The following is a 25,917-nucleotide window of genomic DNA, read 5'->3' as shown; positions in this document are numbered from 1 at the left end:
CCCCTCATGCCCCCGGGCCGGCCCCCTGCCTGGCCCCGCACAGAAGATTGCAAGACCATGGACATCGAACACATCAACGCCCTGGGCACCCAGATCGCCGACCTGACTCAGCGCACCGCTGAGCTTCGGAGGTATCTTTGACTGGGATGAAAAGTCCCGCCGCCTCGCTGAAGTGAATGCCGAACTGGAAGATCCGTCCGTCTGGAACGATCCCAAGCGGGCGCAGGCCCTCGGCAAGGAAAAGAAGTCCCTGGAAGACGTCGTCGTCGTCATCAACAACCTGACGGGCAACCTGGCCGACAACGCCGAACTCTTCGAGATGTCGAAGGAAGAGGGCGACAACGACGGCCTGCAGGCCATCCACGACGACGTGCAGAACCTGCTGAAGGACGTGGAAGGGCTGGAGTTCCGCCGGATGTTCAGCAACCCGGCCGACCCGAGCAACTGCTTCATCGACATCCAGGCGGGCGCCGGTGGCACCGAGGCCTGCGACTGGGCCTCGATGCTGCTGCGCCAGTACCTGCGCTATTGCGAGCGCAAGGGCTTCACCGCCACGGTCGAAGACCTCACCGACGGCGACACCGCCGGCATCAAGAGCGCCACGATCAAGGTCGAGGGTGAGTACGCCTTCGGCTACCTGCGCACCGAAACCGGCGTGCACCGCCTGGTGCGCAAGTCGCCGTTCGACTCGTCGGGCGGCCGTCACACCTCGTTCGCGTCGGTGTTCGTCTACCCGGAAATCGACGATTCGATCGAGATCGACATCAACCCGGCCGACGTGCGCACCGACACTTACCGCGCTTCGGGCGCGGGCGGTCAGCACATCAACAAGACCGACTCGGCCGTGCGCCTGACCCACATGCCGACCGGCATCGTGGTGCAGTGTCAGGACAGCCGTTCGCAGCACAGCAACCGTGACGTGGCCTGGCGCCGCCTGCGTTCGCGCCTGTACGACCATGAGATGCGCAAGCGCATGGAAGCGCAGCAGAAGCTGGAAGACACCAAGACCGACGTGGGCTGGGGCCACCAGATCCGTTCGTACGTGCTGGACAACAGCCGCATCAAGGACCTGCGCACCAACGTCGAAATCTCCGCCACCCAGAAGGTGCTGGACGGCGACCTGGACGCCTTCATCGAGGCCAGCCTGAAGCAGGGCGTCTGACCCCGCCCGCGCCGCCGCCCGCCACTGCCCGACCTGACACCAAGGACCCCCATGCGTGAAGGCACCGCCCAGCTGATCCGCCGCGAAGACTACGCGGCGCCGGCTTTCTGGATCCGCACCGTCGACCTGACGTTCGACCTGGATCCGGCCAAGACCCTGGTCATCAACAAGATGACCGTCGAGCCGAACGCCGAGCAGCCCGGCGCGCCGCTGCGCCTGGACGGCGAGGACATCAACCTGCTGCGCGTGCTGGTGGACGGCGAGCCCGTGTCCTTCCGCACCGAAGGCAGCCAGCTGGTGCTGGAGAACCTGCCGCAGCAGCCGTTCCACCTGGAGATCCGCACCACCTGCGCCCCCGAGAAGAACACCCAGCTGTCGGGCCTGTACACCAGCAGCGGCGGCTTCTTCACGCAGTGCGAGGCCCTGGGCTTCCGCCGCATCACCTACTTCCTCGACCGCCCGGACGTGATGGCGACCTACAAGGTCACCCTCAAGGCCGACAAGTTGAAGTACCCGGTGCTGCTGTCCAACGGCAACCTGGTGGAAGAGGGTGTGCTGGAAGGCGGCAAGCACTTTGCCGTGTGGGTCGACCCGCATCCCAAGCCCTGCTATCTGTTTGCGTTGGTGGCGGCCGACCTGGTGCGTCGCGAGCAGCGCATCCGCACGCGCGCCGGCAAGGACCACCTGCTGCAGATCTACGTGCGCGCGGGCGACCTCGACAAGACCGAGCACGCGATGAACTCGCTCATTGCGTCCATCGCCTGGGACGAGGCGAAGTTCGGCCTGAGCCTCGATCTCGAGCGCTTCATGATCGTCGCGGTCAGCGACTTCAACATGGGCGCGATGGAGAACAAGGGCCTGAACATCTTCAACACGAAGTTCGTGCTGGCCAACCCCGCCACCGCCACCGACGTCGATTTCGGCAACGTCGAAAGCGTGGTGGCCCACGAGTACTTCCACAACTGGACGGGCAACCGCGTCACCTGCCGTGACTGGTTCCAGCTGTCGCTCAAGGAAGGCCTCACGGTGTTCCGCGACCAGCAGTTCAGCCAGGACATGGCCGGCAGCCGCAGCGCACGGGCCGTCAAGCGCATCGAGGACGTGCGCACGCTGCGCCAGCTGCAGTTCCCGGAAGACGCAGGCCCCATGGCCCACCCGGTGCGCCCCGACAGCTACGTGGCCATCGACAACTTCTACACGGCCACCGTGTACGAAAAGGGCTCGGAAGTCGTGCGGATGATGCACACGCTGGTGGGCGACGAGGGCTTCCGCAAGGGCATGGCGCTGTACTTCGAGCGCCACGATGGCCAGGCCGTCACGTGCGATGACTTCGCGCAGGCGATTGCCGATGCCAACCCGGGCAGCGAGCTGGCCAACCGCCTGGAGCCCTTCAAGCGCTGGTACGCCCAGGCCGGCACGCCGCGCGTCACGGCCCGCGGCAGCTACGATGCCGACAACCACATCTACACGCTGAGCTTGAGCCAGCGCAGCGCCCCCACGCCGGGCCAGCCCGACAAGGCCCCGTACGTGATCCCGGTGGCCATGGGCCTGGTGGGCCGCGATGGCCGCCAGATCAACCTGCAGCTCGAAGGCCACCTGAATTCGCTGGGCCACGACACCGTGCTGGTGCTGTCCGAGCCGGAGCAGACCTTCACCTTCGTGCATGTGCCGGTCGAGCCGGTGCCCTCGCTGCTGCGTGGCTTCTCGGCGCCGGTGGTGCTTGAGGCCGAGCACAGCGACGACGCGCTGTTCACCCTGCTCAGCCACGATCACGACCCGTTCAACCGCTGGGAAGCCGGCCAGCAACTGGCGCTCAACCGCATTCTGGCGGCGGTGCGCGGCGACGGTTACATCGAGCTGGACGCCCGCTACCTGCACGCCATGCGTGAGGTGCTCCGTCACCCCGAGCTGGACGCCGCCTTCAAGGAGCTGGTGCTGACCCTGCCGAGCGAAGCCTATGTGGCCGAGCAGCTCGACGTGGTCGACCCGCAGCGCATCCACACCGTGCGCGAAAGCCTCAAGCGCCAGCTGGCCCATGCCCTGCATGAAGACTGGATCTGGGCCTGGGAGCAGTTCCACGACAACGGCGCCTATTCGCCCGACGCCCGCAGCGCCGGCCACCGCGCGCTCGCCAATCTGGCGCTCGCCATGCTGGTGCTGGATGGCAGCTTGCGCCAGAACCCCATCTGGCCCGGCAAGGCGCTGCAGCGCTTCAAGGACGCCACCAACATGACGGATCGGCTGGGTGCCCTTCAGGCCCTGGTCAACGCCCACGCCGAGCTGGCCGGACCGGCGCTCGAGCGCTTCCACGCGCAGTTCAAGGGCGAGGCACTCGTCATCGACAAGTGGTTCACCCTGCAGGCCACCGCGCCCGAGCACGACGGCAAGGTCTTTGCGCGCGCCCGGGCCCTGATGCAGCATCCGGACTTCACGCTGCGCACGCCCAACCGCGCCCGCAGCCTGCTGATGGCGCTGTGCCAGAGCAATCCGGCGGCCTTCCACCGCACCGATGCGGCCGGCTACGTTTTCTGGGCCGACCGCGTCATCGAGATCGACGGCATCAACCCGCAGCTGGCCGCCCGACTGGCCCGCGCGCTCGACCACTGGCGCCGCCTGGCCGAGCCCTACCGCACGGCGGCCCGCGAGGCCATCAGCCGTGTGGCGGCCCGCCCCGAGCTGTCGGACGACGTGCGCGAAATCGTCACGCGCGCGCTGCAGGATTGAGCCTCTCCCTGTTTCCAACCCACATCCACCCATCCCATGACCAAACGCATCAGCCTCACGCAGTACCTGATCGAACAGCAGCGCGGTGAAGCCCAGATTCCCGCGCAGCTGCGCCTGCTCATCGAAGTGGTGGCGCGCGCCTGCAAGCGCATCGCCATCAGCGTCAACAAGGGCGCGCTCGGTGAGGTGCTCGGCACCGCCGGCAGCGAGAATGTGCAGGGCGAAGTCCAGAAGAAGCTGGACATCATCGCCAACGAAGTGCTGATCGAGGCCAACGAATGGGGCGGCCACCTTGCCGGCATGGCGTCCGAGGAGATGGACGACATGCACGCGGTGCCCAACCGCTATCCGCAGGGCGAATACCTGCTGCTGTTCGATCCGCTGGATGGCTCGAGCAACATCGACGTCAACGTGTCGATCGGCACCATCTTCTCGGTGCTCAAGCACAGGGGTGGCGACGTCACCAACGACAGCTTCCTGCAGGCCGGCACCGAGCAGGTATGCGCCGGCTACTGCGTGTACGGCCCGCAGACCACGTTGGTGCTGACCGTGGGCCAGGGCGTCGTGATGTTCACGCTCGACCGCGAGCAGGGCTCGTGGGTGATGACCACCGAGAGCGTCCAGATTCCGGAAGACACCAAGGAATTCGCCATCAACATGTCGAACATGCGCCACTGGGATGCCCCCGTGAAGCGCTACATCGACGAGTGCCTGGAGGGCAAGGAAGGCGTGCGCGGCAAGGACTTCAACATGCGCTGGATCGCCTCGATGGTGGCCGACGTGCACCGCATCCTGACCCGTGGCGGCGTGTTCATGTACCCGTGGGACAAGCGCGAGCCGAGCAAGCCCGGCAAGCTGCGCCTGATGTACGAAGCCAACCCGATGAGCTTCCTGGTGGAGCAGGCGGGCGGCGCGGCCACCAACGGCCTGCAGCGCATCATGGAGATCGAGCCCAAGGGCCTGCACGAGCGTGTGAGCGTCATCCTGGGCTCGAAGAACGAGGTGGAGCGCGTCACGGCCTACCACCGCGAGGCCCAGCAGGCCAAGTGATGAACGGTGGCGCGCTGGGCGCGCCCTGTCGACGGGGCCCTTGTCGGGCCCCTTTTTTTCTCGTCTGACCCGACATGCTGTCTCTGTCGTCCACGCCCCCGTCGCCCCCCGATCACCACGCCCCGGAAGAAGAATGGCAGGCGCTCGTCCACAGCGTCACGCCGGCCTGCCGCCAGTTGGTGGCCGCGGTGGCCGATCGGCACGCGGAAGCGCTGGCCGACCGCTTCTACGAGGTCATGATGGCGCACCCGCGGGCCGGCGCCTTCCTGGCGCACGATGTGGTGCACGAGCGCCTGCGCGCTTCGATGGCCCGCTGGATCCGTGAGGTGTACGGCGACCGCCCGAACGAGGTGGCGACGCTGGTGGCCCACCAGCGCCATGTGGGTGAGGTGCACGCCCGCATCCAGCTGCCGATCAACCTGGTGACCCGCGGTGCCCGCACGCTGAAGCGCGCCATGGCCGAGCGGCTGGTGGCGGCCTGTGCAAGCGCCGCCGAGGCGCAGGAGGCCGAACGCTATGCCGGCCACCTGATGGACCTGGCGCAGGAGTTGATGTCCGAGGCCTACCTGCGCAACACGCAGCGCGGTGCCCGCACCGATGAAGCCTACCGCTTGTTCTCGCTGGGACAGAACATGTCCGTCGAGCGTGAGCGGCAGCGCTCGGTGCTGCTGGAGTGGGGGCAGGAGTTGCTGTTTGCCCTGCACCGTTCGTCCGTGCCCGGTGCGTTGCCGCGCCTGGCGCACTCGGAGTTCGGCCTGTGGTTCAACCACAAGGCTGCGGCGATGTTCGAAGGCGCGCCGGAGCTCGAGCAGATCACCGAGATCATGGAGCGCATCGACGACACGCTGCTGCCGCAGCTGGGCGGGCCGGAAGCGACCGCGCCCCAGCCGCTCATCATGAGCCTGCAGACCGAGCTGGACAACCTGAAGTTCCAGCTCAACACGCTGTTCGAGCGCCAGCTGGAGGTGGAGAACGGGCGCGACACCCTGACGCGGCTGCTCAACCGCCGTTTCCTGCCTTCGGTGATGAGCCGCGAGATCAAACTCGCCAACGAGCGGCACACGCAGTTTGCGCTGCTGCTGATCGACGTCGACCACTTCAAGCGCATCAACGACGAGGAGGGCCACGATGCCGGCGACATGGTGCTGCAGCAGGCTGCGATGCTGGTGCTCAACAGCGTGCGCAACGGCGACTTCGTCTTCCGCTACGGGGGCGAAGAACTGCTGGTGATGCTGGTGGAGGTGACGCCGCCGGTGGCGCAACGCATTGCGCAGGAGCTCTGCGAGCGCTTTGCCGCAGCCGACTTCCTGGTCGGCCAGGGCCGCAAGCTGCACGCGACGGTGAGCGTGGGGGTGGCGGTGTACGACGGCCACCCGGACTTCCAGCACCTCATCAACCGCGCCGACCAGGCCATGTACGAGGCGAAGCAGGGCGGCCGCAACCAGGTGCGCGTGGCGGGCTGAGCCCCCCGGCCCGTGTTCGCGGGTGTGGCGAATCTGCCTGATGGGGTGTTTACGAGCGATTTCAGCGTGCTAAACTAGCGGTCTTGGGACGCCGGTGTAGCTCAGTCGGTAGAGCAGCTCATTCGTAATGAGAAGGTCGAGGGTTCGATTCCTTTCTCCGGCACCATCAGAATCAAGCGCAAAGCCTCGGATGACCTCCGGGGCTTTGTTGTTTCCGGGGCCGCCCATGTGTGTTTGGGTCTCACGCCCGCCGATGCCGTCCCATCAGCCGCAGCAGGCCGGCCGTGCCGGCGATGAGCAGCGCCAAGCCAACGCCCCACATGACCCAGATCAGCGGCACCAGCCAAGCCAGCGCCTCCCCGAGCATCGGCAGGTGTCGCTGTGCGACGGTGAGCGCTGCCACCATGGCGTCCCGCCATGCGGGCAGTCCGAAGAAATCCGCCCAGCGCCGCAGCCACTCTGGCATCTCGGGCAGGGGCATCCGCCGCACCTCCTCCACCGTGAGGTCGCCCGACTGAAGCACGGCGCTGGCCCAGTCCGTCAGCGCGGCGCCCATCCACGCACCGGCTGTCCACAGCAGGGCGAGAAACGCGGCGAAGCCCCAGGCGAACAGGCGCATGTGGCGAGACAGCGAGGCGGCAGGGCGGCGAGCGCCGGGAATGGGATGGGGCGATGTCATGCGGGGAGGCGTCCAGGGGGTGTGTGGAGTGTCGCAGAGGCGCCCCGGGCCCTGTCACGGTAGGGCTGCTGCCTTGGGGCAAGATTGGCACATGGCTTGCCCGCACGCTGCATGACGCTGCCCACTTCGCCCGCTGTCCGGCCGACGCACCTTGCGCTGCTGGCCGCTCTGCTGATCTTCCTGTCGGTCGCCGCGGCGTGGCTGTGCCCAGGAGGCAGTTGTGGCACCACCGCGCTCGACCAGGCCGGGCTGGCGTGGATGAGTCAGTTCCGCTCGCCCTGGGCCGACCGGCTCATGACGGCCGTCACCTGGCTGGGATCGCTTTATGTGCTTTTGCCCACCGCCCTGGCTCTTGGCGCGTGGCAGGCAAGCCGGGGGGATTCAGGCAGGCGGTGGCAGGCGCTGTTTGTGCCGGCGGCGCTGCTCGGCGCCAGTGCGATCGTGCACGCGCTCAAGCTGGCGGTGGCACGCCCCCGGCCGGGCCTGTTCGAGCCCCTGGTGACGATGCCGATCGACCCGAGCTTTCCGAGTGCGCACACCATGCAGGCATGCGCGTTTGCGGCCGCCTGCCTGCTGCAGCGCCGCCAACGTGCGGGTGCGTGGGGCTGGGCAGTGGTGGCGGTGTTCGTGGCCGTGATAGGCGCTTCGCGCATCTACCTGCAGGTGCACTTCCCGACCGATGTGCTCGCCGGCGCGGCGGTCGCCCTGGTGTGGGTCGTGGTCCTGCGCCGGGTGTGGCCGCCGGCACAGGCCGCCCAATGAAAACAGACTTGTCCCCGTTTCCTGTGGACAAGTCTGTTGGGAAGGTTGGGGCAAGCGGGCCCGCCCCTGGGAGACACCCTGGTCTGCACAAAAAACAGGCAGATCAGGGCGTGTGCCGGATCAGGACTTCTTGCCGGCTTCCAGCGACAGGATCCACTTCACGAGCTTGCGCGCGTCGGCTTCCTTGATGGCGGCGGCGTTGGGCGGCATGGCCAGGCCGGAGGCCTTGCCCTTCCAGTGGCTGTCGTACGGGTTGGAGCCCTTCATGACGGTCTGGGTCAGCTGCTCGAGCGCGCCCTTCTGGCCCTTGTACTTGGCCGACACATCGCGCCACGGCGGGCCGATCGGGGGCAGGCCGTCCGGGCCCTTGGCGCCGGGCTCGACGTGGTGGCAGGTCATGCAGCCCGCGTGGTTGGCCAGGTCGAGCATGGGCTTGTCCTGGGCAGGGTCGGCGGCGAGCGCCGCACACGAGGCAAGCAGGGCGGCGAGGGGGAGCACCATTTTGGTCATTTGTTTTCTCCTGAAAAACAACCGGGGTGTCCCCAAGATAGGGCGCCATGATGGCGCGGGATTGAGCGAAGTCAAGAACGCCAGGGCTTTTCTCAGGATGGAGCAGCAGCGCGGGGGACTGCTGCGAAATGGAGCAGTGCGAGCGTGGGCAGGCATGTCGTTTCGTGGCGTCGAAGTCGTTCATCGCTGGATCACGCCCTGAGCTTGTGCGTCGTCAGACTGCATGGCATGGTCGGTCGCGCCGTGTCGGTGGGCCGCGTTTCCAGGAGCACCCCATGCACACATCCGTCACTTCGCGCATTGCCCGCCTGGGCGTCGATCTGGCCTTCGAGCTGGGCTGGGATTTCGCCCACTACGGCCTGGCCGTTCCCGAGGGCGCCGAGGCGGCGTGGCCGCAGCTGGCGCAGGGCGTCGAAGCGGGCCGTCAGACTTTCGGCCTGCGCGTGCTGCAGCCCACCCGCCATGCCCGCAAGTGGCTGAACCTGCGCCTCAATGCGCTGAATCGCGGGCGTGTGTTCGACACCGAGCAGGTCACACCGCGCTTTCTGCAGCTGATCGACACCGACACCTGCCCGATCACACGGGCCGCGCTGAGTCATGGCACCGGCGCCGACACCGACTGGTCCGTCGACCGGGTGTTCAACGATGCGGCCTATGCTGCCGGCAACCTGGCCGTGATGAGCCGGCGTGCCAACGCGGCCAAGGGCGACGCGAGCTTCCATGACGCGATCCGCTACATGCGCGATTGCGAAGGCGGCGTGACGGAGATCGATGGCCTGAGCGGCGCCGAGTGGGCCCGCGTGGCCGTGCTTGTGTCCTTCGTGACCCGGCTGGATCACCAGGAGGCGGCCGTGCTGCCCATGCTGGTGCTGCCCTCGAACCGCCTGCGCGTGTTCAATCCCATCCAGGCGCTGCAGGCGGTGGTGTGCCGCCTGGTGCTGGCTCACGCCGAGAGCGAGCGCCCCGAGGCGCTCGACGAGCACATCGATGCGTTGCGTGCCCTCGTGCCGGGCAAGGCGCTGCGCAAGGACGTGCTGGCGTTCACCGACGCGTATGTGGCTCAGGTGCGTGCCTTGCGCCGTACCCAGCCTGCACTCACGCTGCGGTGGGCGGTGGAAGACGCCTGGCAGACGCGCCTGGTGCTCAACCGCTGGAAGCGCGTGGCGCGTGCGCTCACGGCCGCGCAGGCCGAAACCATCGTGAACGCGCTGGCGCAAGGCACCCGCAGCCTGCCTGACGCGCAGGCCACCGAGGGCTGGGCGCTGGCCACCCGGGGCCTGCTGAGTCCCCGCCCGGTGCCGCGTCGCCTGCCGGATCCCAAGGTGTGCCTGCCGGCCGATCACTGGCTGACGGCCCGCCAGGCAGAACTGTTCGCCGTGCGCTGAGGGGGCGGAGTCTGCTAGAGTCGCCTTCGAGGCTCAGGGGATGAGCCTGGGAGTCGACACACCATGGGCAACCGCACCGAACGCTTCTACAAGATCGAGAACCTGATCCGCCATCACGGTGGCGTGAGCTTCCAGCAGATGCTGGACACGCTCGAGGTCTCGCCGGCCACGCTCAAGCGCGATCTGCAGTTCCTGCGTGACCGCATGGATGCGCCGATCGTCTACCACCGCGACGACAACCTCTACCGTTTCGGCGAGGAGTTCCGCGGCCAGAAGCACGAACTGCCGGGATTGTGGTTCGATGAGCGTGAGCTCTACAGCCTGCTGACCGCCCACCAGCTGCTGTCCAGCCTCGACAGCAACGGGACGCTCAGCCGCCATCTGCAGCCGCTGCTCGACCGCATCTACCACCTGCTGGGCACCAACGATTCCGACAGCGCCGAGCTGATGCGCCGTGTGCGCATCATGGGCACTGGCAAGCGCCCGGTGCCGAGCGAGCATTTCGAGCTCATCGGGGCGGCGCTGCTGCAGCGCCAGCGCATTGCGATGCGCTACCTGACGCGCGGCCGCAAGACGAGTTCCGACCGCGAGGTCTCGCCGCAGCGCCTGATCCACTACCGCGGCACCTGGTACCTCGACGCCTGGTGCCACGAAAGCGATGCGCTCAAGCGTTTTGCACTCGACGCCGTCGAGTCAGCCGAGATGACGGGCCAGAAGGCGCGCGACATCAGCCTCAAGCGCGTGGAGCAGGAGCTCGACGGCGGCTACGGCATCTTCGCCGGCAGCAAGATCAACTGGGCGACACTGGTGTTCAGCGCCGAGGCCGCCCAGTGGGTGTCGCGCGAAGAGTGGCACCCCGACCAGAAGACCCGCACGCTGCCCGATGGCCGCTACGAGCTCAAGGTGCCCTATGTGGAGCCCACCGAACTGGCGATGGACGTGCTGCGCCATGGCGCCGAGGTGGAGGTGGTGTCGCCCAAGGCGCTGCGCGATGCCGTGAGCACCCGTCTCAAGGCCGCGCTGGCACAGTACAAGTAAAGGCTCAGGGATAGAGCCCGCGCAGCGCGCGGGCTTCGAGCACGCGCGTGCAGGCGGTGATGAAGGCCGCCGTGCGCAGTGGCACCTGGCGCGCCGCGGCCACCTGCCAGATCGCCTCGAACGCTTCGGTCAGCACCCGGTCGAGCCGCGCGTTGATGTCGTCTTCCGTCCAGAAGAAGCTCGACGCGTTCTGCACCCACTCGAAGTAGCTGACCGTCACGCCGCCAGCGTTGGCCAGCACGTCCGGCAGCACCAGGCAGCCCTGGTCGAGCAGGATGTCTTCGGCTTCCGGCGTGGTCGGGCCGTTGGCGCCTTCGACCACCAGGCGGGCCTTCACGCTGCGGGCGTTGTCGCGCGTGATCTGGCCTTCCAGAGCCGCCGGCAGCAGCACCTCGCAAGGCAGCGCCCAGAAATCCTCGTCCGCAACCGGGATCGCACCAGGGAAGTCGGCAACCCGGCCGCCATCCTGTCGGATGTGGCGATCCAGCGCGGCGGGGTCGATGCCCGCCTCGTTGTGCACGGTGCCCGTCGCGTCCTGCACCGCCACGATGCGCGCGCCCGCGGCGTGAAAGGCCCGTGCTGCGGCGCTGCCCACATTGCCAAAGCCTTGGATGGCGATGCGGGCGCCTTCCATCGGGATGGCGAGTTTGCGCATCGCTTCGCGGGCCACCACGAAGCAACCCCGGCCGGTGGACTCGCGCCGCCCGAGGCTGCCGCCCATGGTGATGGGCTTGCCGGTCACGACCCGCGGTTGCGTGCCGCCCTGGTTGATGGAGTAGGTGTCCATCATCCACGCCATGGTCTGCTCGTTGGTGTTGACATCGGGTGCCGGGATGTCGCGGTCGGGACCGATGATCACGCCGATCTCGCTGGTGTAGCGGCGCGTCAGGCGCTCGAGCTCGGCGGTGGACAGCGTGGCCGGGTCGACCCGGATGCCGCCCTTGGCGCCACCGAAGGGCAGGTTCACGGCGGCGTTCTTGATCGTCATCCAGCCGGCCAGCGCCATCACCTCGGACAGGTTCACGCCGGGGTGGTAACGCACGCCGCCCTTGCCCGGGCCGCGCGACAGGTTGTGCTGCACCCGGTAGCCCTCGACGTGGTAGATGGTGCCGTCGTCACGGTGGATGGGCACGTCGACCGCCAGGATGCGCTTGGGGCGGCGCAGGGTGTCCATCATCCGGGCCAGCGGGCCCAGGTGGGGCTCGACGCGGTCGAGTTGCTCCAGGAACATGCCCCATGGGCCAGGGGCGGCGGGGTCGATGTAGGACGGGAAACGTTCGGTGCTCAAGAAAACCTCCTGTTGTTGAAAAGAAGCGCCGGAAAGGAAAACGGGGCACAAGGCCCCGTTTGTTCTGTCTGTGCGATCAGCTCGCAGCGTGCTCGCGGTCGGCGCGTTCGAAACGCACGACCATGCGCTTGGTCGGTTTCGGGCCGATCAGGCTGAACACGACGATGGCAATGCTGGACAGGATGAAGCCAGGGATGATTTCGTACAGGCCCAGCCAGCCAAACTGCTTCCACACGATCACGGTGACGGCGCCGACCAGCATGCCGGCCAGGGCGCCGTTGCGGGTCATGCCCTTCCACAGCACCGAGAACAGCACCAGCGGGCCGAAGGCGGCACCGAAGCCGGCCCAGGCGTACGACACCAGGCCCAGCACGCGGTTGTTCGGGTTGGTCGCGAGCAGGATGGCGATCACGGCCACGGCGAACACCATGGCACGGCCCACCCACACGAGTTCCTTTTCAGAGGCGTTCGGGCGGAAGAAGGGCTTGTAGAAGTCTTCGGTCAGCGCGCTGGAGCACACCAGCAGCTGGCAGCTCAGCGTGCTCATCACGGCAGCCAGGATGGCCGACAGCAGCACACCGGCGACCCACGGGTTGAACAGGATCTTGGCCAGTTCGATGAACACACGCTCGGGGTTCTGGATCACCGGTTGAGCCTGTTCAGGATGGGCTGCGAAGTACGCGATGCCGAAGAAGCCGACGGCCATGGCACCCACCAGGCAGGCGATCATCCAGATCATGCCGATGCGGCGTGCGTTCGGAATGGACTTGACCGAATCGACGGCCATGAAGCGCGCCAGGATGTGCGGCTGACCGAAGTAGCCCAGGCCCCAGGCCATGAGGGAGGCGATGCCGATGGCGCTCGTGCCCTTGAACAGGTTGAAGGCTTCGCTGTTCTTCATCTCGATCGCGGCCAGTGTCGGGTCGATGCCCCCGGTGGCCAGCATCACGGCGATGGGCGTGAGGATGAGTGCGAAGATCATCAGGCTGGCCTGCACGGTGTCCGTCCAGCTCACGGCCAGGAAGCCACCGACGAAGGTGTAGGCGATCGTGGCGGCCGCACCGGCCCACAGGGCGGTTTCATAGCTCATGCCGAAGGTGCTCTCGAACAGGCGCGCACCGGCCACCACGCCGGAGGCGCAGTAGATGGTGAAGAACACCAGGATCACCAGGCCCGACAGGACGCGCAGCACGCGGCTGTTGTCCTCGAAGCGGTGGCTGAAGTAATCCGGCAGCGTCAGGGCGTTGCCGTTGTGTTCGGTGTGCACGCGCAGGCGGCCGGCCACGAAGTACCAGTTGAGCCAGGCCCCGATGATCAGGCCGGTGGCAATCCAGCTTTCAGACAGGCCGGACACGAACAGTGCGCCGGGCAGGCCCATCAACAGCCAGCCGCTCATGTCGGAGGCGCCGGCGGACAGGGCCGTCACGAAACTGCCCAGACTTCGCCCGCCCAGGATGTAGTCCGACAGGTTTTCGGTGGAGCGATAGGCGAGGAAGCCGATCAGCACCATGGCGGCGATGTAGATCACGAAGGTGATCAGGGTTGGGTTGGAAAAGCTCATGAGGTGGTCCCCTGGCGGGGCGTCTGGGCGGGTGGAGGGAAGCAGCTTGCGCCAGTGCCGAGACACGGCAGTGCGGGCGACTGTGTCATGGTCGCCGCGGGCGAGGTGCGGCTTGGTGGGCAGCGTAGGGGAGTGTCGGCCGATTTTTTTACCGACTCTCCGATGGTTTTTCGGAAAACTCCGATGCGGGCCTGCCGGAGCGCTGTTCAGGCCTGGGCGAGACGCGCTGTGCGCAGGCGCCGGGGGGTCATGCCCAGGTGGCGGCTCATGGCCGTGGTCAGGGCGCTCTGGCTGGAGAAGCCGCAGTCCTCTGCAATCTGTGGCACCGGCAGGCCACTGTCTCGCAGCAGCGTGGTGGCGCGCTTCAGCCGGGCCTGCAGCAGGTACTGATGGGGCGTCATGCCGGCAATCCGCTTGAACTCGGCGTGAAAGTGGCTCGTGCTCATGCATGCCACCTGAGCCAGTTCATGCACGCCGATGGGGCGTGCCAGGTGCCGGTTGATGAAGGTGTCGATGCGGCCGACATCCAGGCGCCCTGTGCGGGCGGGGGTGTCCTGCTCGAACAGGCGCAGGTGCAGCGCCCGAAGCAGGGTGGCGCCCAGACCCTGGGCCAGCAGGGGGTCGCTGCCAAAGCGTTTCAGCTCGGCACTGGCGTAGCAAAGCAGGTGTTGGAAGTCGGCGTCGAGCAGGGGGTAACGGGGCGCTGCGAACAGGCGACCCATGACATCCAGGTCGGGCGTCTGCATGTCCCCGGCGTCGAAGTCGATGATGAGCATGCGGTTGTCGCCCAGCCCGGCGAACTGGTGTTCGGCGTTGCCGGGTACGAGGCAGGCCCGCATCCGACACACCTCGCCGCCATGGCCTTCCACCTCGAACTCGGCTTTCCCGTCCACCGACAGCACGAGCTGGTGGTGCCCGTGCGCATGGTGGTGCGCATCGGGACTCAAGGGGATCAGGCGGGTGTGGAGCATGTTGCAGCGTGCGGCCGCGTCGGGCACCGCGCGGGTGCACCAACGGAGACTCCATTATTAAAGCAAGTTGAATGCCGGAGCTCGGTGTTAACCCTTGGTCCGGGAGATCAGAAAGTCCGCCACCGCCCGTGCCGCGTCTTCAGGGTGGGTCTGCATGAAGCAGTGGCCGCCAGGAAACTCGGTCTCTTCCACCGCGTTGTTGACCAGGGTCCAGCGCGAGACGGCCTCGCGCACGAAGCCGAAGGTGTGCGAGGCCCGCAGGACGAGGGTGGGGGTGCGCACCCGTCCCAGCGAGGCCCACAGTCGCTCGGGCCCGCTGCTGAAGATCTCTGCCTCGCGGGCGGGCGGGCATTTCAGGCTCACGCTGCCGTCGGGCGCTTCCCGCATGCCATGGGTGACGAACGCGTGCAGCGCCTCATCCGTCCAGCCCTTGTAGACGCCGCGGCCGTGCAGTGCCTGGAAGGCGGCATCGCGGCTGGCCCAATGGTGGCGGCGCTGCCGGGCCTGCCGTGCCAGCGGTGCGAGCTTGGCCGTGCCCGTCATCTCGGCCAGGGTCAGGCCAAACAGCATGGCCGGCGGCATCAGCACCGGATCCAGCAGCACGGCGCGCGCGAAGTGCCGGGGGTGCTCGGCCATCATCAACGCCGTGAGCACGCCGCCGAAGCTGTGCCCCAGGGCCACGTGCGGCACCTGCCGGAACATGGGGCCCTGTGCCTGCAGCGCCTCCAGCGCCAGTTCGGCGTTGCGGTTCCAGCCGAGAAAGCGCTCACCCGGGTCGCTGTCGCCATGGCCCTGCACGTCGCTGAGCCAGAGGTCGAAGTGGGCGCTGAGCGGCTTCAGCATGGGCTCGTACATGCGGGCGCAGAACCCGTTGCCATGCAGCACGTGCAACAACGGCTTGCCGCTGGGAGCGCTGTGCCAGCCCCGCAGGGTGAACCCTTCGCGGGCGGGGTGGGACCACGGGTGCAGCTTCAGGTCATGCATGGCGCGAAATGGTAGGGGCAAACGAAAAAGGGGCCTGGCGGCCCCTTGGTGCGTGGTAGGCGGGCGCTTATTGCAGGCGCTCGATCACCATGGCGATGCCCTGGCCGCCGCCAATGCACATCGTGATCAGGGCGTAGCGGCCATTCACGCGCTGCAGTTCGTACAGCGCCTTGGTCACCAGGATGGCGCCCGTGGCACCGACCGGGTGGCCCAGCGAGATGCCCGAGCCGTTCGGGTTGGTCTTGTCGGCCGGGAAGCCCATTTCCTTGGACACGGCACAGGCCTGGGCGGCAAAGGCTTCGTTGGACTCGATGACGTCCAGGTCGGCCACGGTCAGGCCGGCCTTGGCCAGGGCGGCCTTCGAGGCCGGCACGGGGCCGATGCCCATGTACTCGGGTTCGACGCCAGCGTGGCCATAGGACACCAGGCGGGCCAGGGGCTTCAGGCCCAGTTCCTTCGCCTTCTCGGCCGAGGCCATCACCACGGCTGCCGCGCCGTCGTTCAGGGTCGAGGCGTTGCCGGCGGTGACCGTGCCCTCTTCCTTCTTGAAGGCCGGCTTCATCTTGCCCAGGGTGTCGACGCTGGTGTCGGCCTTCACGCCTTCGTCGGTGTCGAACAGGACCACGCCCTTGCGGGTCTTGATCTCGACCGGCACGATCTGCTCCTTGAACAAGCCGGCGGCAATGGCCTTGGCGGCACGCGCTTGCGATTCGGCGGCATAGGCGTCCTGCTGCTCGCGGCTGATGCCGTGGCGGGCGGCGACGTTCTCGGCGGTGATGCCCATGTGGATGTTCAGGCGCGGGTCATGCAGGGCGCCCAGCATGTAGTCCAGCATCTTGACATCGCCCATGCGCGCGCCCCAGCGGTTGCTGGTGACGAGGTAGGCGCCACGGCTCATGGACTCGGCACCGGCGCCGATGGCCACGTCGCAGTCACCCAGCAGGATGGACTGAGCGGCCGACACGATGGCCTGCAGGCCCGAACCGCACAGGCGGTTGACGTTGAAGGCGGGGGTTTCCTGCGGCACGCCGGCTTCCAGCGCGGCCACGCGGCTGATGTAGGCGTCCTGCGGCACGGTGGGGATGACGTTGCCCAGCACCACGTGGCCCACGTCCTTCGCGGCCACGCCGGCGCGTTCCAGCGCGGTCTTGATGACCAGCGCGCCGAGTTGCGCAGGGGGAATGTCCTTCAGCGAGCCACCGAAGCTGCCGATGGCGGTACGGGCTGCGCCCACGAAGACGACGTCACGGGTCATGTGTGTTCCTTGCAGGGGGTGAAAACGCGATCATGCACCGCCAATCAGGCGGGCGTCGTTGTCAGATTATCCGTGAAAACACGGGGGAGGGTACACCTCAGGGTTCGATCAGGCCTTCGCGCACGGCCAGCAAGGTCATTTCGGCCTGGTTCTGCAGGCCCAGCTTCTGTTTGATGTTGTAGAGGTAGGTGCCGACCGTCGAGGCCGACAACTGCATGGCCTCGGCCAGTTGCTGGACGCTCTGCCCGCGTGCCAGTCCGAGAAAGGCCTCGAACTCGCGCTCGGACAGGCGGGCCAGCACGGTGGCGCCGGCTTCTTCGCCGGCGTGCAGGCGCTGGGCAATCAGAGGATCGAGCGCGATGCGGCCCGCCGCCACGTCGCGGATGGCCTGCACCAGCGCCTCGGCTGCGCCCCGTTTGGAAAGGTAGCCGCAGGCCCCTGCCTTCAGCACGCGGCGCGGGTGGCTGGCGTCTTCGTGCGCCGACAGGGCGAGCACCCGGGCGTCGCGGTCGAAGGACACGAGGCGCCGCACGGCCTCGATGCCGCCCATGCCCGGCATGGTGATGTCCATCACGACGACGTCGGGGCGGAGGGCGGCATAGAGCTCCAGCGCCTGCTCGCCGCTGTCGGCCTCGCCCGCGACAACGATGTCCGGCGTGGTCTGTAGCAGCAGCCGGAAGCCCATGCGCACCACGGTGTGGTCGTCGACGAGGAGAACGTGAAGGCGAGAGCTCATTCAGGTGCCTGAAACAGGAGGCTGGGACCAGGGCAGGGCGGCCGACAGGCGCAGGCCAGGGTGGGGTGCTGCAGGCTGCGCGGCAGAAAGCGCCAGTGTGCCGCCAAGTGCCTGAACCCGCTCGCGAATGCCCAGGAGACCGTGGTGGCCGGGGCGTTGCCATGCGGCGGGCAGGCCGATTCCGTCGTCCTGCACGGTGAGTTCGAGCGCGTGGTCGGTGGAGGTGAGCGTCACGGTGATGCGGCGCGCCTGTGCATGCTTGATCGCGTTGGTGACGGCCTCTTGCACGATGCGGTAGGCCGCGGTGGCCAGGGTGTCGCCCAAGCCGTCCGGCAAGGGGGCGACGTGCAGCGTGATGTCGAGCGTGGGCGCGACCTGCCGCCAGTCGAGCAGCAGATCCGACAGGGCATCCTGCAGGCCCAGGCGGTCGAGTGCGAGCGGGCGCAGGCGCGGCAGCATGCCCTGCAGGCTGGCGGCCATGTCGTCGGACACGCGCTTGAGCAGGCCCACCAGTTCGGCCTTGTCGCGCATCAGGGCCGGGTCCTGGCTCAACACCTGAGCCACCGTGCGCAGGGCGGTCAGCTGCTGCCCCAGTTCGTCATGCAGGTCACGGGCGATGCGGGCGCGCTCGGCCTCCACGCGCTGGAGGATGACCTGGGTCAGCTCGCGCGATTGGGCCAGGCTGGCCTGGGCGGCCCGTGCTTCGTCGCGGGCGTGCAGGTTGTCCTGGATGGACTGCGCCATGTCGTTGAAGGCCTGGCTCATCAGGGCGGCCTCGCGTCCGGGCAGGGCGGGCAGGCGGGTGTCGTACTGGCCGCGTTGCAGGCTGCGCAGGGCCGCTTCGATGCGGGCCAGCGGGGCCAGGGTGCGCACCAGCGTCAGCGCGGTGAAGCCTCCCACCACCACCAGCCCGGCGGCCACATGCAGCATGAGCTGGACGAACTCGTCCCAGCCATCGAGCACCGCACGGGATGGATCGGGCCGCACCGACAGGCGGCCGCCCGGCAGCGCGATGTCCTGCACCGCGGTGCGCGGTGTGACAAGCCCGGCAAACCAGTCGGGTGCCTGCCGGCCGGGCTTGTAGGGCGAGGGGGGCGACACATAGGCCACGCTGCCCTGTGCGTCGAACAGGGTGATCTCGTTGGCGCGCACGCGGCCCAGGCCCTGCACCATGATCCGGGCTTCGTCGAAGGGCAGCTGGTTCACCACCCGCAGTACCTGCACGGCCACGCGGCTGGCGGCCTCGATTTCTTCGTGCACGCTGCGCCGTGTGCCGTTGATTTCACGCCAGGCGAGCAGGCTCACCGTGAGCGCCATCAAGGCGACGACGACGAGCGTGAGGCGCAGGCGCAGGCTCATGGGGCCTCCTGCGTGGCGAAGCGGCCATGGACGAGAAAGTGCGCCAGCTGCTGGCGCATGGCGGCCTGCATGGCGGGCTCGAATGGGGCGTGGCCCGCGCCGGGCACCCAGTGCAGCACGCTGTCGGGCCACGCGGCGTGCACGGCCTGGGCGTTGGCGGGGCGGCACACAAGGTCGTGCGTGCCGTGCAGCAGCACGCCGGGCAGCTTGCCGAACATGCGTGCGCCCGCGACCAGGGCACCGTCATCCAGGAAGCAGCGATGGCGCAGGTAATGCGTCTGGATTCGCCCGCGGGCCCGCAGGCGGTCGGCGTCGGCGCTGCCAGGTGCGGGCGGGGTGGGGCCATCGGGGGGCGGCTCAATGGGCGTTTCGAGCGCGGCTTCCCAGCGCAGCCAGCGAGCCAGCGCATGGCAGGCTTGCCCCGCGTCGGTTCCGTTGAAGGCTTCGGCATACCGATCGATCAGGGTATGCGGCGCATGCCCCTGGGCGAACTCGGCGTAGGCAGCAGGGCGCATGGCACGGGCGCCATCCACGAACCAGTCCACGTCGGCCTGCTGGCCGAGGAACGTGCCGCGCAGCAGCAGGCCCAGGCAGCGTTCACGGTGGCGCAGGGCATATGCCAGGGCCAGCGTGGCGCCCCACGAGCCGCCCACCACGAGCCAGCGCGGGATGCCGAGGTGCTGCCGCAGGGCCTCGATGTCTGCAACGAGATCGGCCGTGGTGTTGTGCGCGATGCCGCCCAGGGGCGTGCTGCGGCCGCATCCGCGCTGGTCGAACAGCACCACCTGCCAGCGCGTCAGGTCGAAGAATTCGAGGTGGCGCAGGCTGCTGCCACTGCCCGGGCCGCCGTGCAGCACGACCGCAGGCGCGCCCTCTGGCGCACCGTAGCGCGCCCAGGCGATGTGATGGCCGGCCCCCACGTCGAGCCAGCCGGAATCCTGCAGACGCGGTGCAGAAGACGGCAGGGGCGGTTCGGGCAGCCGGGCAGACGTGGGCATGGCGGGATGCTAGCAGCGCGACGGCGGTGTGGGGTGTGCCACGGTGTGTCACACACTGTCCCAGAACGGGACTCCAGAAATTCATGAGCCGGGCTGCAGGAAACCCGTGATGGTGGGGGCCGACCGTCTTGCCTACAGTGAGTTCAGCCGTCACGCCGTGATGGCTTGTGCGGGCAACCCGCCCGTGCGCCACCCCTCAAAGGAGACTGTTCATGACCTGGGAAACCCCTGCCGCCACCGATCTGCGCTTTGGCTTCGAAATCACGATGTACATCGCCAACCGCTGAGCTTCGGCTCGGTGAACCCGGGTGCGCTGGCTGCCACGGCACTGGCGCACCTGAACCGGATTCCCGCTTGTGAAAATCCGCATTCTGGGCAGTGCCGCCGGTGGTGGCTTTCCGCAGTGGAACTGCAACTGCCACAATTGCCGCGGTTGGCGCGAAGGCACCGTACGGGCCAAGGCGCGCACCCAGTCTTCCATTGCAGTCAGCGCCGACGACGAACGCTGGCTGCTCTTCAACGCCTCGCCCGACATCCTGCAGCAGCTGCGCGAATTTCCCGCCCTGCAGCCGGGCCGCGCGCTGCGTGACACCGCCATCGAAGCCATCGTGCTGATGGACGCGCAGATCGATCACACCACCGGCCTGTACATGCTGCGCGAGCACCGTCAGCCGTGGGCCATCTGGTGCACGGCGCCCGTGCGCAGCGACCTGATGGGCGGCAACCCGCTGTTCCAGGTGCTGTCGCACTACAGCGGCGTGGCGTGGCATGACATGCCGGTGGGTGAGGCGGGGTTTGACATCGACCGCCTGCCCGGGCTGCACCTGCAGGCCCTGCCACTGCGTTCGAACGCGCCCCCTTACTCGCCGCGACGCGACCAGCCCGACCCGGGCGACAACGCCGGCATGCTGGTGCGCGACACCCGAACCGGCCGACGCCTGTTCTACGCGCCGGGCCTGGTCGAGATGGAGCCCCATGTGTGGGCTGCCATGCAGCAGGCCGACTGCGTGCTGGTGGACGGCACGCTGTGGACGGACGACGAGATGATCCGCCTGGGTGCGTCCACGCGCACCGCCCGTGCCATGGGCCACATGCCGCTGAGCGGCGAGGACGGCATGCTGGCCTGGCTGGACCGTCTTCCTGCCAGCACGCGCAAGGTGCTCATCCACATCAACAACACCAACCCCATCCTCGATGAGGACAGTCCCGAGCGCGCCGAGCTGGCCCGCCGCGGCATCGAGGTGGCGGAAGATGGCATGGAGATCATTCTGTGAGCCACACCCACCACCAGGCCCATTGGGTCGACGATGGCCGGCCACGCTGGTCGGCCGACGAGTTCGAAGCCCGCCTGCGCGAGAAGGGCACGAGCTACCACATCCACCATCCCTTTCACGTGATGATGGCCGAGGGCAAGCTGACGCAGACGCAGATGCAGGGCTGGGTGGCCAACCGCTATCTGTACCAGGTGGCCATTCCCATCAAGGACGCGGCCATTCTGTCGAACTGCCCGGACCGGGAGATCCGCCGCGAGTGGATCGAGCGCATCCTCGATCACGACGGGCGCTTGGTGGACGGCGTGCGCGAAGAAGGCGGCATCGAGGCCTGGATTCGCCTGGGCGAGGCCGTGGGCCTGACGCGCGACGATGTGGTGTCGGAGCGCTTCGTGGCCCCGGCCGCGCGCTTTGCGGTCAACGCCTACGTGAACTTCGCGCGGCAGCAGCCGTGGCAGGAAGCGATCGCGTCCAGCCTGACCGAACTGTTCGCCCCGCACATCCACCAGCAGCGGCTGGACCTGTGGCCCGAGGCCTACCCGTGGATCAAGGAGGAAGGGCTGCAGTACTTCCGCAACCGCCTGACCCAGGCCCGGCGCGATGTGCAGCATGGCCTGCGCTTCACGCTCGACTATTTCAGCCAGACGCGTGCGCTGCAGGAGCGCGCACTCGAGATCCTGCAGTTCAAGCTCGATGTGCTGTGGGCGCTGGCCGACGCCATCATGCTGAGCCAGTGCAAGGTCGAGATCACCGGGCCGCGGGCCTGACTTCGGACACGACAGCATGAGCGACGCCAACCTGCCTGCCACACGCACCGCGCTGGACAACACACCTCGCGTGCGCCCGCCGTATCGCCTGCAATGGGAGGCGGCCCAGGATGCCTGGGTGCTGCTCTACCCCGAGGGCATGATCAAGCTGAACCGCAGCGCGGGCGAGATCATGCAGCGCTGCAATGGGGAGCGCAGCGTGCAGGCCATCGTGACCGAGCTGGAGCAGGCCTTCCAGACCACGGGCTTGCAGGCCGACGTGCTGGCCTTTGTCGACATGGCGCGGGCCCAGCGTTGGCTGGACATCACGCCGGTGGTGCCCGCATGAGCGTCGACATGACGGCCGCGCCCGACCGGCCTTCTGCTGCCGCGCCGCGCCCTGGCCCGCCGCTCTGGCTGCTGGCCGAGCTGACTTACCGCTGCCCGCTGCACTGCGTGTTCTGCTACAACCCGGTGGACTTCGCACAGACCACGCCCGAGCAGGAGCTGAGCACCGAAGACTGGTTCCGCGTGTTGCGCGAGGCCCGCGCCGCCGGCAGCGTGCAGCTGGGCTTGTCGGGCGGCGAGCCGCTGGTGCGTGACGACCTCGAAGCCATCGTGGCCGAGGCACACCGCCTGGGCTTCTACACCAACCTGCTCACATCGGGCGTGGGCCTGACCGAGTCGCGCATTGCCGCGCTCAAGGCCGCCGGTCTGGACCACATCCAGCTGTCGTTTCAGGACGCCACGCGCGAGGTCAACGATTTCCTGTCCAGCACCAAGACCTTCGAGCTCAAGCAGAAGGTGGCCGGCCTGATCAAGGCCCACGGCTACCCGATGGTGATGAACGTGGTGCTGCACCGCTTGAACATCGACCACATCGGCGAGATCATCGCGATGGGCGACGCGCTGGGTGCCGAGTACATGGAACTGGCCAACAGCCAGTACTACTCGTGGGCCCATCTGAACCGCGCGCAGCTGCTGCCCACCCGCGCGCAACTGGAAGCCGCCGAGCGCACCACCCAGGCCTGGCGCGAGAAGCTCGGCGACCGCATGCGCCTGTTCTTCGTTGTGCCCGACTACCACGGTGACCGGCCCAAGAAGTGCATGAACGGCTGGGGCAATGTCTTCCTGACTGTCACGCCCGATGGCACCGCCTTGCCATGCCACACCGCGAAGATGCTGCCCGGTCTGGCCTTTCCGAACGTGCGCGAGCAGTCGATCGAGTCCATCTGGTACGCGTCCGAAGGCTTCAACCGCTACCGGGGCGACGGCTGGATGAAAGACCCGTGCCGTACCTGCCCCGAGAAGGAAAAGGACCTGGGTGGGTGCCGCTGTCAGGCCTACATGCTCACGCAGGACCCGGCTGCGGCCGACCCGGTGTGCAGCCTGTCGCCGCACCATCACCTGATCGAGCAGGCCGTTGCGCAGGCAGAAGCCGGTGTGCGCGAGCAGCCGCTGGTGTTCCGCGACCCGAAAGCCTCGCTCGCGCTCAGCGGGACTCGATCGCAGCCTTGATCGGCTGGCCCAGCAGCGCCTCGGCCTGCGCGGCCAGCAGGGCCTCGGCCTCGTCCAGCAGGAAGTAGCGGAAGGCCTCGGCCGCCGGCGACAACACCTTCGAGGCCTCGTGCACGATGTTCCAGGTGCGCACCACCGGCGTGTCTTCGAACTCGACCACGTGCAGCAGGCCCGCGCGCAGTTCGCTGGCCACCGCGTGCAGCGACAGAAAGCCGATGCCCATGCCGGCCATCACCGAGGCCTTCAGCGTCTCGTTGCTCGGGATGGCCATGGCCACGCGCGGGTCGAGCCGGTGTTCGCGCAGGTAGATGTCCAGGGCGGCCCGCACCTCGGCCCCGGGTTCGCGCACGATCAGCGGGTGGCGCACCAGCGCGTCGAGCGGCGGGTGGCCCACGCCCAGCAGCGGGTGGCCAGGCGGGCACACGAACACCATGGGGTGGGCGGCAAAGGGCTCGGCCCGCATGGCCACCTCACGCGGCGGGCGGCCCATCACGGCCAGGTCGATCTCGTTGCCATGCAGCCGGTCCAGCAGCTTGCTCAGGTCGCGCGTGACGTCCAGCCGCACGTCGATGCCGGGGTGCTCGGCCTGGAAACGCGCCAGCAGCGTGGGCAGGAAGTAGCCGGCGGTGCTCAGCAGGCCGATGGTCAGCACGCCCGTTTCCACCTTGCGGAAACGGGCCATGACGTTTTCCGCGTCCTTCAGCGTGGACAGCAGCCGGCGCGCGTAGACCAGAAAGTACTCGCCCGCCATCGTGAGCTGCACCTGGCGCCCCTGGCGCTCGAACAGCGGCAGGCCCACGTGGCCCTCCAACTCCTTGACCTGCATGGTCACGGCTGGCGGCGTGAGGTGCAGGGCCTCGGCCGCGCGTGCAAAGCTCAGGTGCCGCGCGACCTCGGTGAAGACGCGGAGTTGACGAAAGGTGACGCTGCGCATGCGGTGGAAGCCAGGTGAATACGCGGTGGTGGGGTGGGGGGATCGCGCCGGGGGGATGCCGTGAGACCCGCGAACAGCGACAATACCGCCCGTGAAACGCCCAGCCCCCGAACTGCTCCTGCCCGCCGGCTCGCTCGACAAGATGCGCGCCGCCTATGACTTTGGCGCCGATGCGATCTACGCCGGCCAGCCGCGCTACAGCCTGCGTGCCCGCAACAACGAGTTCCGCCTGGAACAGTTGCAGCAGGGCATCGAAGAGGCCCGCGCGCGCGGCAAGAAGTTCTACGTTACCAGCAACCTGCTGCCGCACAACGACAAGGTGCGCACCTATCTGCGGGACATCGAGCCCGTGATCGCGATGAAGCCCGATGGCCTGATCATGGCCGACCCGGGCCTGATCATGATGGTGCGCGAGAAGTGGCCCGAGGTGCCCATCCACCTGTCGGTGCAGGCCAACACGGTCAACCACGCCTCCGTGAAGTTCTGGGGCAAGGTGGGGGTGCAGCGCATCATCCTGTCGCGCGAGCTGAGCCTGGACGAGATCGAGCAGATCCGCCAGGAATGCCCCGACATGGAGCTGGAGGTGTTCGTGCACGGCGCGCTGTGCATTGCCTACTCGGGCCGCTGCCTGCTGTCGGGCTACTTCAACCGCCGCGACCCCAACCAGGGCACCTGCACCAACGCCTGCCGGTGGGAGTACAAGACCCATGGCGCCACCGAGCAGTCGGACACCGGCGAGGCCGTGCCGCTGAAGCTGGAAGGCGACTTCAACTTCGCCCGCGAGCAGGAAGCCGCCGAGAAGGCCTTCTCCGGCTGCGGCGACGGCAAGCGTCATCCGGCGGCCGACCGCGTCTACCTGCTGGAAGAGTCTGAGCGCCCGGGCGAGCTGATGCCCATCATGGAAGACGAGCACGGCACCTACATCATGAACTCGAAGGACCTGAGGGCCGTCGAGCATGTGGCGCGTCTGGCCGAGATCGGGGTCGATTCGCTCAAGGTCGAAGGCCGCACCAAGTCGCTGTATTACGTGGCCCGCGTGGCCCAGGTCTATCGCCAGGCCATCGACGACGCCGTGGCCGGCCGGCCGTTCAACCCCGATCTGCTGCTGCAGCTCGAAGGCATGGCCAACCGCGGCTACACCAGCGGCTTCCTGCAGCGCCGCCCGGCCCAGGACTACCAGAACTACATCACCGGGCACTCGCAGTTCCACCGCAGCCAGTTCGTGGCCGAGGTGCGTGAAATGGGCGCTGACGGTTGGGCCGAGGTTGAGGTCAAGAACCGCTTCGATGTCGGCGACACCCTGGAAGTGATCCACCCGCAGGGCAACCTCCAGTTCAAGCTCGAGTCCATGCGCAACATGGAGGGCGCCCCGATCACGGCCGCGCCGGGCAGCCCGCTGCACGTACGCATTCCGCTGGACGCCCGCTACGCCGGCGCGCTGATTGCCAGGCTGCTGATTGACCAGCCAGCCGAAGCGACACCCGCTTGACGCTGGTTCCTTAAGCTTTTGCTTAACTGGCTTG

Annotated in this window: 24 protein-coding genes and 1 tRNA gene; 14 read left to right on the top strand and 11 right to left on the bottom strand. The window is 67.8% G+C overall.

Translation table 11 applies throughout. The annotated features are described in order from the left end of the window. Window positions 1-57: 57 nt before the first annotated feature. From prfB to DEH84_RS12055, 5 genes are all read left to right on the top strand, one after another. Window positions 58-1,162, top strand: a protein-coding gene (prfB, locus tag DEH84_RS12075; protein ID WP_109037073.1) for a peptide chain release factor 2 whose coding sequence is annotated in 2 segments (ribosomal slippage) — window positions 58-138 and window positions 140-1,162 — 1,104 coding nt in all. Because the reading frame shifts where the segments join, the coding sequence is not laid out codon by codon here. Window positions 1,163-1,213: 51 nt separating this feature from the next. Beyond that, a complete protein-coding gene (gene pepN / locus DEH84_RS12070) occupies window positions 1,214-3,886 on the top strand; it encodes an aminopeptidase N (protein ID WP_109037072.1) in 2,673 nt (890 codons plus the stop codon). A 36-nt stretch (window positions 3,887-3,922) separates the two neighbouring features. Beyond that, window positions 3,923-4,936, top strand: a complete 1,014-nt coding sequence (locus tag DEH84_RS12065; protein WP_109037071.1) for a class 1 fructose-bisphosphatase — start codon at window positions 3,923-3,925, stop codon at window positions 4,934-4,936. A 74-nt stretch (window positions 4,937-5,010) separates the two neighbouring features. Beyond that, window positions 5,011-6,399, top strand: coding sequence for a diguanylate cyclase (locus DEH84_RS12060; protein ID WP_109037070.1), 1,389 nt, complete (start codon window positions 5,011-5,013; stop codon window positions 6,397-6,399). A gap of 90 nt (window positions 6,400-6,489) precedes the next feature. Continuing rightward, window positions 6,490-6,565: transfer RNA gene (locus DEH84_RS12055), tRNA-Thr, on the top strand. Window positions 6,566-6,640: 75 nt separating this feature from the next. Here the strand turns inward: DEH84_RS12055 and DEH84_RS12050 are convergent. Next, window positions 6,641-7,078 carry a hypothetical protein gene (locus DEH84_RS12050; RefSeq protein WP_159098946.1) on the bottom strand — a complete coding sequence of 146 codons (438 nt, stop codon included), beginning with the start codon at window positions 7,076-7,078 and terminating at the stop codon, window positions 6,641-6,643. Window positions 7,079-7,189: 111 nt separating this feature from the next. Between DEH84_RS12050 and DEH84_RS12045 the strand changes: the two genes are divergently transcribed. Beyond that, window positions 7,190-7,840, top strand: a complete 651-nt coding sequence (locus DEH84_RS12045; protein WP_109037068.1) for a phosphatase PAP2 family protein — start codon at window positions 7,190-7,192, stop codon at window positions 7,838-7,840. A gap of 120 nt (window positions 7,841-7,960) precedes the next feature. Here DEH84_RS12045 and DEH84_RS12040 read toward each other — a convergent pair whose 3' ends face one another. Continuing rightward, entirely contained in the window at window positions 7,961-8,341 is a 381-nt protein-coding gene (locus DEH84_RS12040) for a c-type cytochrome (RefSeq protein WP_245932577.1), read from the bottom strand. Between the two features lie 284 nt (window positions 8,342-8,625). Here DEH84_RS12040 and DEH84_RS12035 point away from each other — a divergent pair, with 284 nt between their 5' ends. Beyond that, window positions 8,626-9,735, top strand: coding sequence for a hypothetical protein (locus DEH84_RS12035; protein ID WP_109037066.1), 1,110 nt, complete (start codon window positions 8,626-8,628; stop codon window positions 9,733-9,735). 63 nt (window positions 9,736-9,798) lie between these two features. Beyond that, on the top strand, window positions 9,799-10,773 hold the full coding sequence (locus DEH84_RS12030; RefSeq protein WP_109037065.1) for a helix-turn-helix transcriptional regulator: 975 nt from the start codon (window positions 9,799-9,801) through the stop codon (window positions 10,771-10,773). Between the two features lie 4 nt (window positions 10,774-10,777). On the opposite strand, the gene DEH84_RS12025 is transcribed toward DEH84_RS12030, so the two are convergent. From DEH84_RS12025 to DEH84_RS11990, 8 genes are all read right to left on the bottom strand, one after another. Further along, window positions 10,778-12,061, bottom strand: coding sequence for a Glu/Leu/Phe/Val family dehydrogenase (locus DEH84_RS12025; RefSeq protein WP_342755621.1), 1,284 nt, complete (start codon window positions 12,059-12,061; stop codon window positions 10,778-10,780). A 76-nt stretch (window positions 12,062-12,137) separates the two neighbouring features. Continuing rightward, on the bottom strand, window positions 12,138-13,622 hold the full coding sequence (gene putP / locus DEH84_RS12020; protein WP_109037064.1) for a sodium/proline symporter PutP: 1,485 nt from the start codon (window positions 13,620-13,622) through the stop codon (window positions 12,138-12,140). 206 nt (window positions 13,623-13,828) lie between these two features. Further along, window positions 13,829-14,593: a helix-turn-helix transcriptional regulator gene (locus DEH84_RS12015; RefSeq protein ID WP_109038367.1), complete on the bottom strand. Its 765-nt coding sequence runs from the start codon at window positions 14,591-14,593 to the stop codon at window positions 13,829-13,831. A gap of 87 nt (window positions 14,594-14,680) precedes the next feature. Then, on the bottom strand, window positions 14,681-15,577 hold the full coding sequence (locus DEH84_RS12010) for an alpha/beta fold hydrolase (protein WP_218929725.1): 897 nt from the start codon (window positions 15,575-15,577) through the stop codon (window positions 14,681-14,683). A 67-nt stretch (window positions 15,578-15,644) separates the two neighbouring features. Next, entirely contained in the window at window positions 15,645-16,832 is a 1,188-nt protein-coding gene (locus DEH84_RS12005; RefSeq protein WP_109037063.1) for an acetyl-CoA C-acyltransferase family protein, read from the bottom strand. Between the two features lie 97 nt (window positions 16,833-16,929). After that, the gene (locus tag DEH84_RS12000; protein WP_109037062.1) at window positions 16,930-17,568 is read right to left on the bottom strand and encodes a response regulator; all 639 of its coding nucleotides are present in this window, start codon (window positions 17,566-17,568) and stop codon (window positions 16,930-16,932) included. Next, window positions 17,569-18,927: a sensor histidine kinase gene (locus DEH84_RS11995; RefSeq protein ID WP_109037061.1), complete on the bottom strand. Its 1,359-nt coding sequence runs from the start codon at window positions 18,925-18,927 to the stop codon at window positions 17,569-17,571. Continuing rightward, window positions 18,924-19,925, bottom strand: coding sequence for an alpha/beta fold hydrolase (locus tag DEH84_RS11990; RefSeq protein ID WP_109037060.1), 1,002 nt, complete (start codon window positions 19,923-19,925; stop codon window positions 18,924-18,926). Before DEH84_RS11990 ends, DEH84_RS11995 begins: the two co-directional genes overlap by 4 nt. A 212-nt stretch (window positions 19,926-20,137) precedes the next feature. Between DEH84_RS11990 and pqqA the strand changes: the two genes are divergently transcribed. The 5 genes from pqqA to pqqE all read left to right on the top strand — a co-directional run bounded on the left by pqqA (window position 20,138) and on the right by pqqE (window position 23,460). Further along, complete coding sequence (gene pqqA, locus DEH84_RS11985) at window positions 20,138-20,212, top strand: pyrroloquinoline quinone precursor peptide PqqA (protein ID WP_109038365.1); 75 nt, start codon at window positions 20,138-20,140, stop codon at window positions 20,210-20,212. Between the two features lie 69 nt (window positions 20,213-20,281). Next, window positions 20,282-21,199, top strand: a complete 918-nt coding sequence (gene pqqB, locus DEH84_RS11980; protein WP_109037059.1) for a pyrroloquinoline quinone biosynthesis protein PqqB — start codon at window positions 20,282-20,284, stop codon at window positions 21,197-21,199. Then, window positions 21,196-21,963 carry a pyrroloquinoline-quinone synthase PqqC gene (gene pqqC / locus DEH84_RS11975; protein ID WP_109037058.1) on the top strand — a complete coding sequence of 256 codons (768 nt, stop codon included), beginning with the start codon at window positions 21,196-21,198 and terminating at the stop codon, window positions 21,961-21,963. Before pqqB ends, pqqC begins: the two co-directional genes overlap by 4 nt. 16 nt (window positions 21,964-21,979) lie before the next feature. Then, complete coding sequence (pqqD, locus tag DEH84_RS11970) at window positions 21,980-22,291, top strand: pyrroloquinoline quinone biosynthesis peptide chaperone PqqD (protein WP_179950587.1); 312 nt, start codon at window positions 21,980-21,982, stop codon at window positions 22,289-22,291. Then, a complete protein-coding gene (pqqE, locus tag DEH84_RS11965) occupies window positions 22,288-23,460 on the top strand; it encodes a pyrroloquinoline quinone biosynthesis protein PqqE (protein WP_245932576.1) in 1,173 nt (390 codons plus the stop codon). Before pqqD ends, pqqE begins: the two co-directional genes overlap by 4 nt. On the opposite strand, the gene DEH84_RS11960 is transcribed toward pqqE, so the two are convergent. Beyond that, complete coding sequence (locus DEH84_RS11960) at window positions 23,435-24,394, bottom strand: LysR family transcriptional regulator (protein ID WP_109037057.1); 960 nt, start codon at window positions 24,392-24,394, stop codon at window positions 23,435-23,437. The genes pqqE and DEH84_RS11960 overlap by 26 nt on opposite strands. A 142-nt stretch (window positions 24,395-24,536) precedes the next feature. Here DEH84_RS11960 and trhP point away from each other — a divergent pair, with 142 nt between their 5' ends. Beyond that, the gene (trhP, locus tag DEH84_RS11955) at window positions 24,537-25,883 is read left to right on the top strand and encodes a prephenate-dependent tRNA uridine(34) hydroxylase TrhP (protein ID WP_245932779.1); all 1,347 of its coding nucleotides are present in this window, start codon (window positions 24,537-24,539) and stop codon (window positions 25,881-25,883) included. Window positions 25,884-25,917 lie beyond the last annotated feature (34 nt).

It is taken from the genome of Aquabacterium olei (assembly GCF_003100395.1).
Taxonomy (GTDB): domain Bacteria; phylum Pseudomonadota; class Gammaproteobacteria; order Burkholderiales; family Burkholderiaceae_C; genus Aquabacterium; species Aquabacterium olei.
The sequence above is the reverse complement of the archived record's forward strand: the minus strand, read 5'-3'. Positions and strand labels throughout refer to the sequence as shown.

Bases quoted from the DNA above. Each gene is read 5' to 3' on its own strand.
- DEH84_RS12030 (WP_109037065.1), top strand. From the start codon at position 9,799: ATGGGCAACCGCACCGAACGCTTCTACAAGATCGAGAACCTGATCCGC.
- DEH84_RS12045 (WP_109037068.1), top strand. From the start codon at position 7,190: ATGACGCTGCCCACTTCGCCCGCTGTCCGGCCGACGCACCTTGCGCTG.
- pqqD (WP_179950587.1), top strand. From the start codon at position 21,980: ATGAGCGACGCCAACCTGCCTGCCACACGCACCGCGCTGGACAACACA.
- DEH84_RS11960 (WP_109037057.1), bottom strand. From the start codon at position 24,394: ATGCGCAGCGTCACCTTTCGTCAACTCCGCGTCTTCACCGAGGTCGCG.
- DEH84_RS11990 (WP_109037060.1), bottom strand. From the start codon at position 19,925: ATGCCCACGTCTGCCCGGCTGCCCGAACCGCCCCTGCCGTCTTCTGCA.
- pepN (WP_109037072.1), top strand. From the start codon at position 1,214: ATGCGTGAAGGCACCGCCCAGCTGATCCGCCGCGAAGACTACGCGGCG.
- DEH84_RS12010 (WP_218929725.1), bottom strand. From the start codon at position 15,577: ATGCATGACCTGAAGCTGCACCCGTGGTCCCACCCCGCCCGCGAAGGG.
- DEH84_RS12000 (WP_109037062.1), bottom strand. From the start codon at position 17,568: ATGAGCTCTCGCCTTCACGTTCTCCTCGTCGACGACCACACCGTGGTG.
- DEH84_RS12015 (WP_109038367.1), bottom strand. From the start codon at position 14,593: ATGCTCCACACCCGCCTGATCCCCTTGAGTCCCGATGCGCACCACCAT.
- DEH84_RS12035 (WP_109037066.1), top strand. From the start codon at position 8,626: ATGCACACATCCGTCACTTCGCGCATTGCCCGCCTGGGCGTCGATCTG.
- DEH84_RS12060 (WP_109037070.1), top strand. From the start codon at position 5,011: ATGCTGTCTCTGTCGTCCACGCCCCCGTCGCCCCCCGATCACCACGCC.
- DEH84_RS12005 (WP_109037063.1), bottom strand. From the start codon at position 16,832: ATGACCCGTGACGTCGTCTTCGTGGGCGCAGCCCGTACCGCCATCGGC.
- DEH84_RS12065 (WP_109037071.1), top strand. From the start codon at position 3,923: ATGACCAAACGCATCAGCCTCACGCAGTACCTGATCGAACAGCAGCGC.
- putP (WP_109037064.1), bottom strand. From the start codon at position 13,622: ATGAGCTTTTCCAACCCAACCCTGATCACCTTCGTGATCTACATCGCC.
- DEH84_RS11995 (WP_109037061.1), bottom strand. From the start codon at position 18,927: ATGAGCCTGCGCCTGCGCCTCACGCTCGTCGTCGTCGCCTTGATGGCG.
- pqqE (WP_245932576.1), top strand. From the start codon at position 22,288: ATGAGCGTCGACATGACGGCCGCGCCCGACCGGCCTTCTGCTGCCGCG.
- DEH84_RS12040 (WP_245932577.1), bottom strand. From the start codon at position 8,341: ATGGTGCTCCCCCTCGCCGCCCTGCTTGCCTCGTGTGCGGCGCTCGCC.
- trhP (WP_245932779.1), top strand. From the start codon at position 24,537: ATGCGCGCCGCCTATGACTTTGGCGCCGATGCGATCTACGCCGGCCAG.
- DEH84_RS12050 (WP_159098946.1), bottom strand. From the start codon at position 7,078: ATGACATCGCCCCATCCCATTCCCGGCGCTCGCCGCCCTGCCGCCTCG.